We start from the raw sequence: 11,346 nt of genomic DNA, 5'->3' as shown, positions 1-11,346 counted from the left end.
ACTGTCCAAGAAATCCAAGCGGTTCAGAAAGACCGAACACTAACGCTCGGCACTGTCCAAGAAATCCAAGCGGTTCATGGGGCACGCGGGACAGGCGAACTACAGTGCGAATATGCTTTACTTTGCGGGCCCGTTTTCGGCAACCGCAGCAGTACAAAGTCTGCACACCGCCTCGCTTTTTCTTAACGGAGCGACAGCACAAACTGCTTGGCTCGTCGGGGGCGCCTATCGACTCCATGCGATGAAGCTCATGTTTTTGTACGAACACGTCGACAACAACAGTGAAGTAAAAGACGACACAGTGCAGATGGGGGCAAGCGCTCGAATCGGCACGGGCAATGTGTTGATCTCGTGGGCGGGTACGCGCCGACGTCCCGCCGTTGGTTCCGCGCTCCGCTGGTCGACGCTCGCCTTGGGATACGACTATCCATTATCGAAACGCACGGATGTCTATGCAGCGTGGCGCTACGACTGCATCACGGGCGCATCGTCGGGTAATAGCTTGGGGGCTGGAATGCGGATGCGATTTTGATCCACCTACGATGCTACGGGGCGAGAGCAGAACCATTCATCAATCATTCCGGGGCGACGAGCCTCGACCTGCGGTGCCAGGCGGCGTCACTACGTAGTTGCATTTCAGTGCGACGTGCGCGCTCGTATGAGGTATGAACTCGCCCGTCGGCGACGCGCATAGGCCCATTCTTCGGTCGTTAAATGCAATCGTGATAAAACATACGACTTATCACGGTTAAAACGCCGCGGAAGGTCGGAAAATTCCTGTTCCATGCTGTCCCCCGCGAGTTCTCGGCGTGCCGGCGCCGATGGCGCAGCGCCGGCATGAGTTATAGAGCCGACGCTGATGCGTCGTGGGCTCACCGCTAACTGTCTCGTGACCGCGACTATAAGTGGGCGGACTGGGATGGGTGCCCCGCATTGGCCCCGCGGTTTGTTTGTTGATCTTCGGATGCGGTAGGGTGCGACTTTGACTTTAGGAGCGAAACCGTCAATGAACAAATAGGAACTCGTCGACGCGGTTGCTGCTGGCACGGGCGCCGGTAAAAGCGAAGAGAGCAAAACTGTCCAGGCGGTGCTGGATGTCATCACGGACGCAGTGAGTCGCGGCGAAGCGGTACAACTGATTGATTTCGGCGCGGTCTCGCAAGGGCAGCGTGCCACCCGTACCGGTCGCGATCCGACGACAGGCGCTGAGATCCCCATTGCAGCGGCAAATGCCGTGGTTCACTGCCGGCAAGGTGTTCAAGGATGCGGTGAGTAGCCCATGACGCTGCCCGAGGGCAGAGGCAGTCTATGGCGGGCTGTATCGTGAAATTGCCGAAGTCACCGTACCGGCGCGTCCACGGCATGCACAGTCAGAGCGCTTGCCCCAAGGCTTCTGTTGGCAGAAATTTAGAGCAATGCGCGCATTTTTTAATTCGACCCTTATTTAATTGTGCAGGCACTGTCTGCACAATCTACGACGAACTCGAAGCATTCCGACAGTTTCTAGAAACTGTAGAAGGCGAGTCGGGATATGGCTAGCGCAACGAATGGATGTCGTGAACCACTGCGCAGAAGGGGTGGCTCCGAGGCGAGGCCTGTGGAACGAAGGGGAACATATTGAGGGCTATGTTACCCTTCATTTCGGGACATCTTCATTTTCGACGGGCGCTCCCGCTTGCACAACTAAAGTTGTGTCTAAATTTCAACTAAAGATGTGTCTATCGACGGCCCGCTGGTCCGACAACCGTGCCGGAGCTGCTCCAACGAGTTTTCCGGGCCGAGTTTCGAGATAAAACCGAGCTGTCGTGATGAACGGTTTTATCCGCGCATGCGATTCCAGCCGCCCCGCTGGCGTCCCCATTTGACCCACGGCGAATCACCGGGCGGCCCGCCGCGTGAGGCCTGGGTGCGCTGGTAGTAGCGGGCCGCGTCCGCCAATACCGCGGCGTCCCGCCAAAACCCTTTCTGGTAGCGGATGACCGCCACGAAATTTCGGTAGTCCGCGGTCAGGCGGGGATCCATGTGTTCGGGTTCGATCAGCGGGATGGACCGGGCGACGGGCAGGTCGACCTGACAAACCCGCCGGTAATCGCGCGCGTACCGTCGTAGTGATGCGATGGCTGCGGCCGGTGTCCCGTCCAGCACCTGCAGGCGAGCCTGATCCCAGCGGGCGACGAATTGCCCATCTCCGGCGCGATAGAGCCAGCACCATGGCCGACCTTCCTTCACACCCAGCAGGCGCCGCCTTCGTATGTCGTCGTCCGCTGGGGCGATCGCGTCGATCACATGCCAGCCGGTGTCCTCCGACCAACTCAGACAGGCACCACGACAAGCCGCCCACATTGCCTCGAGCCGCGCCTGCCGACGTGCGGCGTATTGAGTCCGGCGGGTTGCCTTGTCGGCGTACGGCATCGGTGTCCAGTGCGTTGTCGCCGGCGCCGCAAAGTGCAAGCCGTCGGGCCCGGCGCGCGCGAGCCAGATGCGCTTGCACCCCGTCGTATCGTCCGTGATCTTGTCCCATGCGGCGACGCCCGAACAGGCGGCCGCCGTTGCGCGGGTTTCGGCGGCCTGCCAGATGGTTGCCAGATTGACGCGTGCCGCATGTCCTTCCAGCCAAGCTCGCACAGGAGCCGCCAAGCCTCGGCCCCCGAGTACCTGACTGCCGGCCACGACGTGCGCAGTAAAGCGAGCCACCTCACCGTACGGCGGCGGCCGGTCCGGCCAGCGACGTCGTTCGACCTCGGCCTCGATCGTGTGCGCCCAGACCATGTCGGCAAACGCCCGTCGCGCACGCTCACATGCGCGTACCTGCTGGCCGACCACGAGCGGATCGCCGGAGTCAATGAAGCGAGCGACCCACCGATTGCCGCCGGGTGCCATATGCCGGCGCACGTGACGCGCGAGCGCCCGGTATACCGTGGTGGTCGGCAGGCTCGCCAGTACAACGACCGCTCCTCTTTCGGGCGCAGCGGGACGGGATTCGAGGCACTCCCCGGACGCGTCCCGAGCTGAACCACCACGATAGGGGCTGATGGCCCGACGGGGTCCAGGCACGCGGGATAGGTCACTCCGAGCGTGCGCGCTGTGGTCACCAGCCAGCGCACACTATCGGAATCCCGTCGCAGCAATGCATCGTCGAGCCGCCCCGGCCGGATCAATTTCGACAGGGCTTCCAGCCAGGCCGCCAAGGGATCAAGCGCATGCGTCATCTCCGGCGCCAGAGTTGGCCGGCGGCACGTTTCACGCGTAAAGAAGTGCAGTCGGCCGCATCGGCAGGCGCCGGCGGTGCCGAAGTCGGCAATGGATCGCAGCGTCGTATGAAACGGTGCGCCGCAGTAGCACCTCCCAACCAGCAGCGAGCCATGAATGGGACATCTGCCGAGCAGGTCGACGGAAAACAGCGCGGAATGATATCCCGCCGTCAGGCACGCCAGGCACAGGCGCGGTCGCGCCTGAACGAGCGCGGCGCGCAGCGGCGACGGTAACGGATCGAGCGTTGCCCACCGAAAGGCCGCGGGCGACTCGCCGAGCTGGTCGGCGAATGCGTGAAGGTCGAGGTTGCCGGCGTGATTGTCCAGGAGGTGCACGGCCCTGGGCGAGGGTGTATGCGTCGATGGCAGATCACGCGGGTGCAGCGCATTGAGTGCGCAGGCGCGCAGGACCGTGTGCCAGAGCGATGCGTAGGGCAGTATGCTGCCCGCGTGCCAGGTCAGGCTGGGCTCAGGCATGAGGGCCCTCTTCACGCGCGTGCGCGCCCCGCAACATCGCCGTGGCGGAGATGAGCGCCATCAGTTCCCGGTGACCGCAATCGCGGACGGTCGTGCCCCACGCTTCCGCGGTCGTCACGGCATCAACGTCGGCGCCGCCCGCGATGCGCAGCAGCACGTGGCGGCACGCCTGGGCAACGGTTTTCATCGGGAAGTCGATCGGTCCCGCGTAGCGCGGCGGCAGCGTATCAAGCATCGCCTGCATCAGCGCGGCAGCCTGATGCTCCATTCGGAAGCCGCCAGCCCATGGGCGTGGGGCCAAGCCTGCGGTGAATGACTTCCCCGAACCGGGCGGCCATTCGCTGCCGTCGTCGTACCCGCCCATCACATAGGCGAGTTCGTCGGTCGTCCGAACGCCGTGAAATGGCTCGGCGGCCAACATGAAGCGCGCCGCGACGTGAGCGCTCCCCGCGAGCGCGAGGCCGAACGGTTCGTCGAAGAACTGCAGCGACGCGATCGAAAACACGCACAGACGAATGCGTTGCTTCTCAAGCAAGCTGTGCAATTCGACCAGCCACAGCCACTCGCGCTGGCTCATGCCTTGCGCTTCGTCGATCACCAGTACCAGGAAGCGTCCGCCGCCCTGCGCGGCGAGTTCGATCCAGCGCTCGACCAGCATGGTTTGCCGCTCGAGCGGGCTGCGCCGCGCCTGCGCGAGCCTGTGGCCGCTCGCATCGAGCAGGTGCGCGTAGAAGCTGCCGACGGCCTGGCTGCTGCCCGAATCCGTGTGGCTCCAGATCACCAACGGCACGAAACCTCCATGGCGCTCGGACAGCAGCCGCTGCAGCCAGTGGTCGACGGCACTCGACTTGCCGAAGCGCGACGGCCCGAAAATGGTCGCGCCGTCGATCTGGTCGTCCAGCCAACTGCCGATATGCTCGGCCATGTCGTGAATCGCGATCGTGAACAGCGGGTAGTCGCGCGTCACGACCGGATGATCGCGCGGCACGTGGGCCGCCACGAGCGGGTCTGGGGTTCCGGCGGGCGTTACCATTGCTGAGCTCGACGCATCGGAGGCAAAGGCACGCTGGTGCGCGCAGGCGCGGCGGATGCCACCTCGCCATTCTCGGCCGGCGTCTCCGGGCGCTTGGCCAGGCTGACCATCGACTGCGCGGCCGTCCGCTCCGCATTCAGTTGCAGAATACGCCGCGCCTCAAGATAGGCCGGGTGGACCGGCAATTTGCCACCGGGCGACGCCTCGCAATACTGGATAAGAGCTTCAACCGCGTCGCCGTGGGTCGCGAGATGCAGCAGCCGGCGCTTTTCAAGGGAACGGATCGCCGTGCGTACGTACAGCGAATGCGGCGACAGATGCCATGGAGGTGCAGCGCGGACCACGCCGAGAAACAGGCCCCGCTGTGTCGAAACCGTCGCAAAACGCGCGTCGTCCTCATTGTCGAGCTGCAGCCAGAAGGCCTGACCGAGCAGGTCAGTGCGCAGGCACAGCCACTCGGCTGAATACCGCGCGTTGGCGAAATGGAAATGCGGCCGGCGTCCCGTCTTGACTCCACCCAGCAACGCACACTGCTTGCGCACGCCAACCAGGCGACGCACTGCGTTCGGATCGGCCAGGCGAGGTGCCCACGTCTCGGTTTCCATCAACCATGCGAGCTGCTCGAGTGGGCTGCGATAGCCCAGTCCCGAGTGCGGCGTGGCGTTGTAGTTCGCAATCAGCGTGTCGAGCAACTCCTGCGCGTACTCGAGCTGGAAATGCGTCGACATGGCCGCAGCATCGGGATCGGCGCCGTGCCTGTGGGCGGGCGCGCTGCCGGTCGTGGTCGCCAGCCGGTGAAATCCACCGGACGCTAGGCGCCCGAAGAACGACTCAACGAACGGCCGGTCGTCCTTGCTGCGTCGGCTGCTGTAGCTTGCAGGGTCCTGCGGCTTGACGATTCTGGCGTCGACCACGTCGCGCAGCACGTTTTCGACGCGCGCGCAAATGTTGGCCAGCGCTCCGTCGACGCTGAATTCGTTCCAGCACGCGCCGGCGAGCTGCGGCAAAACATGCGACGGCAGGCCGGCGCCCGGTACGTACGCGGCGTCGCTGAACTGCAGGTCGCGCGGAGTCCACTGCGTGAGGGCGCAGCGCACCGCGCGCAGCACGTCTTCGGCGGAGCACTCGCGTCGCAGGCTGAGATGATAGCCGAGCACCGCGCGCGAGGCCACTTCGACCAGCACGATGACCCACAGGCGGTGAATCATGCGCGGTTCAGCGCCGCCGTGCGGAGACGGTAGCATGACCACCATGCGGGCATCGAGCTTATGCGCATCGCATTCAACGCGCTCGAACGGGGCCAGCGGCGGCCGACGCGTGCCATCACCGGCGCGCGCTTTGCGCGTTGCTTCCGGCCCGCCGGCCAGTTCGCGCGCCCGTGCCGGGTGCGCCGCGAGGATACGATCGATGTAGTGGGTCAGCGTCACATAACCGCGCTTCTCGACGTTGAACGGCCATTCGCCGCGGCGCTCGAAACCGCGTGCGCGCAGTTCGGCGAGAAACCAGCGAAAAGTCGCCATGCGCGGTCGGCGCGACGCCTCAAGTGCAGGACGTTTGCCGAGAATGCGTTCGCGCAACTTGTCTTCGAATCCGCGCCCCGCAGGCGACTCGAACACCCATTGCAGTGCGCCGACGGCCCCGCCGCTCCATGCGTTAAGAGCCAGCGGCGCCGTGCGTTCGTAGGCCTTCACGCGGGCATGCGGTAACAGGCCCCGCCAGCCGTAGATACGTCCGTCAGGATGCGGCTTGAGGCAGCGCTCGGTCAGCAGTCGATAAGCCTGACCGCGCCCCATCCCGCATGCCGCTTTGATCTGACTGTCGGTTACGCCCTCGAGGTAAAGGCGGATCGCGCGCTCGCGCCGCAGATATAGGGCGCTGCGCTCAGCAGGCAGCGCCAGCGGGTCGACTGCTGGCCAGCCCTCCAGATCGACGTCGCCCGGCGGCTCGGCTTCGCCGTCCTTGGCTGGATTGCTTGCCCGCAACCGTGAGCGCCGTGTCATCCCGAGCCTCCGCCACCGCGTCGACCATTACGACACAAGATTAGTTGAAATCGCGCGTTGCGCTACAACTTTAGTTGACGTCGAACGACACGATAGACACAACTTTAGTTGAAACGGGATTGAGCCTCCGGGCTTTGCAGGATAAGGTGTTATGAGAGATTGCTGCAATGCGGCATGACGGTTACAACTTTAATTGTGCAAGCGGGAGCTCACCAAACTAAAGTTGAGTCTAGGCCCGACTGCCGGTGGCGGGCAGACGGGAGGCAGGAGACGCGGCACGAACCGATGCCGTAGTCCGCGCAGGTCGGCCGGGCAGATTCGGCTGGAGAAACAGTCAGGTTGTGTGACACCGGAAGCCGGACCACGTAGTCGGCGCCAGTGATGGCACCCGCACCTGCCCGAGAGTTGTGTGAGCGCTGGCCGCTGCAGGCAGTGGTGGGGCGGAGGTCAGCGATTTGCGTGTGTGCAGCGGGATGAGGTAGGGTGCAGCTTTGACTTTGTTGCCGAGGCTGTTCATGAACAAGCAGGAACTCATTGACGCGGTCGCAGCGGGCGCTGGCGTCAGCAAAACCGACGCCAGCAAGACTGTCCAGGCGGTCCTGGACGCGATCACGGACGCGGTGAGTCGCGGCGAATCGGTACAGCTGATCGGTTTCGGCGCGTTTTCGCAGGGGCAGCGCGCTGCCCGCACGGGACGTAATCCGACGACGGGCGCGGAGATTGCCATCCCGGCCGCGAATACTGTGAAGTTCACCGCCGGTAAGGCGTTCAAGGACGTGGTGAACGCACTGTGACGCAGCGTGATGTCGGGCAGGCCGCTTATGCGGGACTGCACCGTGAAATTGCTGATGTAGTCGCGTCGGCGCGCGAAGCGACGGCTCGCACGGTGAACGCCCTGATGACGGCGACCTATTGGGAGATCGGGCGACGAATCGTTGAGTTCGAGCAGGGCGGGGAGGGACGGGCCGCTTATGGCGAGGCGGTGATCCGCCGTTTGGGCGCGGATCTGTCAGAGCGATTCGGTCGCGGCTTCGGATGGCGCAATCTCGCGCAGATGCGCGCCTTTTACTTGACGTGGCCCGCGGATCGGATTGTGCAGACACTGTCTGCACAATCCACGCCCGCCCGGATTGTCCCGACAGCGTCTGCAAAATCACCCAAGGCGGCGGTGAAGGCGCCGCCGGGCGTGGCGTTTGAGCTAAATTCTATCGCTCAGGCTTTTCCGTTGCCCTGGTCCGCCTACGTTCGCCTCCTCGCGGTGAAAGCGCAAGCTGCTCGCGACTTTTACGAGGCCGAAGCGCTACGTGAGGGCTGGTCTGTGCGACAGCTTGACCGTCAGATCAGTAGTCAGCTCTATGAGCGGCTGGTGTTGTCACGCAACAAGGCATCCTTGCTCGGAAAGGCAGCTGAAACGCAGCCCGGCGATCTCCTATCGCCTGAAGAAGCGATCCGCGATCCGTTTGTCCTCGAATTTCTTGACATGAAGGACGAATATTCGGAGTCGGATCTCGAAGCGGCCTTGATCCAGCACTTGGCGGATTTCCTCCTCGAGCTCGGCGATGACTTTGCGTTCATAGGTCGGCAGCGGCGTCTACGGATCGATGACACCTGGTTTCGAGTCGATCTCGTGTTTTTTCACCGGCGCTTGCGATGCCTGCTCATTATCGATTTGAAGGTCGGGCGCTTCAGCTATGCAGACGCGGGGCAGATGCATCTCTACCTCAACTACGCGCGAGAACATTGGATGAAGCCCGGCGAAAACCCCCCGGTTGGCTTGATTCTGTGTGCTGAAAAAGGCGCGGCCGAGGCGCATTATGCACTCGACAACTTACCGAACAAGATACTCGCAGCGGAGTATCAGACGGTCCTCCCGGATGAGGCCACGTTCGCGCGAGAATTGGAACGTACCAGGGTCGAACTGGAGCGCCGGGGCCGCAAGGCGTGACGTCCCGTCCGAGGTTCCGAGGTGCTTAAATACGCGCGGATGGGCGAATACGATGATGCGGTCGCCCGGTAAATTTGATGTTGCTGGCACGGCAATTGAGCTATGCGAAAACACTCTACCGTGCGCCGACGGCCACTGACGAAGGCGCAACTACTACCTCTTCCGGTTGACCAGGTCCGTCGTCTTTCACTCAAACACCACCTCGCACTTGCACTGCTTTGCGGCGGCAGTGGTGATATTGAGTCGATCGCCACGCTGTCCAATATGCTCGCGCTCGCGTTCTATTTGCGTTCCGACGGCGAAGCGGAACTGTATCGCTCCGCGGACTTCGCACTCAACCAATGCATTGCGCGGGCAGAGCGGGGTGGCAAGTGGACTTTGACAGACGCGGAACGGACTGCCCTCGAAGCGTTGCTTCGTGTTCATGATAAGCAACTTGCTGCGGTGCCGGTCCATCGCTATCTTGAAGCGCTGGAGCAGGTGCAGCATGTTGGCATGCCTTCCTTTAACTTGCCGATCGAATCGGACTGATGCTGAACGTTTTCTGCCTGGTGCGGCGAATACGCCGGTGGTTGATATGCACGGGGTAAATTTGTGAGTTGGCGCAACCAATGTGTAATCCGTGTGTGGACCCGTAGTCGACAGTTTCTACGTAGAAACTCTAGCAAGCGCGTCAGGGCGTGAGGAGCAGGACCTCTCTCAGTAAGCTGTGGACGGATTGTCGGGTTAACAAGGGCCGCAAATCCGGATCGACCGAGTGACATTGACTAATGAACCCGGCCCCACAGATTGCTAACGATTGTTTGTGTAAGTTTGTGTAACATTGCGCGATGCGCATACTACACATCTCCGACATTCACTTTCAGACGCCGATTTGTCTGACGCCTGACATGGATCCCGACGAAGCGTTTCGACTTCGTCTCGAAGAGGATCTTGCAGAACTGTGCGACGACGGCATTGGCGTCGACATCATTCTGGTAGGGGGCGATATCGCCTATAAGGCGGCGCCAGGGGAGTATGCCGCTGCCAAAAACTGGCTTCTGAAGCTTGCCGAGATTTGTCAATGCCCCGAATCGAGGGTGCTGACGGTACCTGGTAACCATGACGTCGACTGGAACACTTGCGCTCAGGTTTCCGTCTCAAATGCGCAAGAGGCGGTGGCCGGTAAGAACGGTTTCCATGAAAGGAACCGCGAGCTACATCGGCAGCTTGGTGATGCAGCGTCGGCGCAGGCACTTTTCCGGCCGATGGAGGCGTATAACGAGTTTGCGGCGCAATTCCAGTGTAATGTCTTCCCGGAGCGCCCATTCTGGACGCAGCACTTCGATCTCGAACAGGATGTCAAGCTGAAGGTCGTTGGTCTGACGTCAACGCTTCTCTCAGGGGGAGGCGGCCGCGACAAGACGCCCGGGAAGCTGTTCCTCGGAGAGAGGCAGACAGTGCTAAGGCCTGACCCCGATGTAGTGACACTGGTACTGTGCCATCATCCGAACACTCGTCCGGCGGCAAGCGACGCCAGGGAGCCATCACCAAAACCGGCAACAGCTACGCCCGTAAGTTGCTGGTCGAGGCCGCCTGGAGTTACCGGCATGCAGCTCGCGTCGGGCCGCAGATTCAACGTCGACATGAGGGACTACCAAAAGTGGTTATCGACCGTGCCTGGGACGCCCAGGTTCGGTTATGCCAGCGGTACCGCAAGCTGGCAGCGCGCGGCAAGAACGCCGGCATCACGATCGTCGCCGTCGCGCGCGAACTGGTTGGCTTTATTTGGGACATCGCTCGTCTCGCAATGACGGCGACGTCCCCGCGCAGTGTCTGATACGCCAACGAGGATTTGCAAATTGATGGGCATCATCACGGAGAGTTTCCTGAAGGCGGCGTAGCCCGGTACTCGAGCAACCCGCGGTTCAACTAGGCAACAGGCAAGGCAAGGTATGTCCAATTTGCGCCATTAGAGAGCGGCAGGCTCATGAGACGGACCTCTGTAATGCGGTACCCAACCCGCGCATATCAGTGTGATCCACCGTCGTCGTTACTGCTACGTCGGGGGTGTCAGGATTTCCGTGTTCAAGGCAGGTTGAGTAATTACACGGAAGGCCGAACGAATCGATCTGCGTAAAGGATAGCGAACTGGTTCATGGCCGTCTTCCAGTCATGCGCGGCACTTCCCCAATTCGCGGTGATGTTGCGCAAGGCCAGCCAGATGAGTTTGGTCGCGGCCTCGTCGCTCGGGAAGTGGCCACGGGTCTTGATGATCTTGCGCAGCTGCGAGTTGATATTTTCAATCGCGTTCGTCGTGTAGATGATCTTGCGCACACCCGGAGGGAACGCAAAGAACGGGATCACGCGATCCCAGGCGTTGCGCCACGCGCTACTGACAGTCGGGAATTTCTGGCCCCACGGCCCATCCGCAAACGCATCGAGTTCGGCCTGAGCGGCTTCCGCGCTGGGCGCGGCGTAGATCGGTTTGATCGCCGCGGCCAGTCCCCGGCGGTCTTTCCAACTGGCGTAATCGAGGCTGTTGCGGATGAGGTGGACGATGCAGGTCTGCAGCGTGGTGGCGGGGAATACGGCGGCCAGCGCTTCGGGCATGCCCTTGAGCCCGTCAGTGACGGCAATCAGGATGTCGTGAACGCCGCG

At 62.3% G+C, this 11,346-nt stretch carries 7 protein-coding genes and 4 pseudogenes; 7 read left to right on the top strand and 4 right to left on the bottom strand.

Going from position 1 to position 11,346, the window contains the following annotated elements; genetic code table 11:
* Window positions 1–79 precede the first annotated feature (79 nt).
* A pseudogene (locus WT24_RS32290) lies at window positions 80–532 on the top strand (porin); the annotation flags it as partial.
* Between the two features lie 546 nt (window positions 533–1,078).
* Window positions 1,079–1,276 (top strand): annotated as a pseudogene (locus WT24_RS32285) (HU family DNA-binding protein); the annotation flags it as partial.
* Window positions 1,277–1,818: 542 nt separating this feature from the next.
* Here the strand turns inward: WT24_RS32285 and WT24_RS34205 are convergent.
* The 3 genes from WT24_RS34205 to WT24_RS35240 form a co-directional block, all read right to left on the bottom strand.
* Window positions 1,819–2,880, bottom strand: coding sequence for a hypothetical protein (locus WT24_RS34205; RefSeq protein WP_156441760.1), 1,062 nt, complete (start codon window positions 2,878–2,880; stop codon window positions 1,819–1,821).
* Between the two features lie 840 nt (window positions 2,881–3,720).
* Window positions 3,721–4,761 (bottom strand): ATP-binding protein, encoded by a 1,041-nt coding sequence (locus WT24_RS06675; protein WP_156441759.1) that lies wholly within the window; start codon window positions 4,759–4,761, stop codon window positions 3,721–3,723.
* Window positions 4,755–6,761, bottom strand: coding sequence for a transposase (locus tag WT24_RS35240; protein WP_257127440.1), 2,007 nt, complete (start codon window positions 6,759–6,761; stop codon window positions 4,755–4,757). The genes WT24_RS06675 and WT24_RS35240 overlap by 7 nt, the downstream gene beginning before the upstream one ends.
* A 515-nt stretch (window positions 6,762–7,276) precedes the next feature.
* Here WT24_RS35240 and WT24_RS06665 point away from each other — a divergent pair.
* From WT24_RS06665 to WT24_RS34835, 5 genes and pseudogenes are all read left to right on the top strand, one after another.
* Window positions 7,277–7,555 carry an HU family DNA-binding protein gene (locus tag WT24_RS06665; RefSeq protein ID WP_059571965.1) on the top strand — a complete coding sequence of 93 codons (279 nt, stop codon included), beginning with the start codon at window positions 7,277–7,279 and terminating at the stop codon, window positions 7,553–7,555.
* Window positions 7,552–8,706 carry a YhcG family protein gene (locus WT24_RS06660; protein WP_060032159.1) on the top strand — a complete coding sequence of 385 codons (1,155 nt, stop codon included), beginning with the start codon at window positions 7,552–7,554 and terminating at the stop codon, window positions 8,704–8,706. The genes WT24_RS06665 and WT24_RS06660 overlap by 4 nt, the downstream gene beginning before the upstream one ends.
* A gap of 102 nt (window positions 8,707–8,808) precedes the next feature.
* On the top strand, window positions 8,809–9,237 hold the full coding sequence (locus WT24_RS32270; protein ID WP_082742114.1) for a hypothetical protein: 429 nt from the start codon (window positions 8,809–8,811) through the stop codon (window positions 9,235–9,237).
* Between the two features lie 299 nt (window positions 9,238–9,536).
* A pseudogene (locus WT24_RS35235) lies at window positions 9,537–10,151 on the top strand (metallophosphoesterase); the annotation flags it as partial.
* A gap of 32 nt (window positions 10,152–10,183) precedes the next feature.
* Window positions 10,184–10,525, top strand: a pseudogene (locus tag WT24_RS34835) (transposase); the annotation flags it as partial.
* Between the two features lie 266 nt (window positions 10,526–10,791).
* Here the strand turns inward: WT24_RS34835 and WT24_RS06645 are convergent.
* The coding region (locus WT24_RS06645) for an IS256 family transposase (protein WP_156441729.1) at window positions 10,792–11,346 on the bottom strand (555 nt) is incomplete at its 5' end.

It is taken from the genome of Burkholderia sp. MSMB1078WGS (assembly GCF_001528895.1).
GTDB lineage: Bacteria > Pseudomonadota > Gammaproteobacteria > Burkholderiales > Burkholderiaceae > Burkholderia.
Note: the sequence above shows the minus strand (reverse complement) of the source record. Positions and strands in the feature narration are given on the sequence as shown.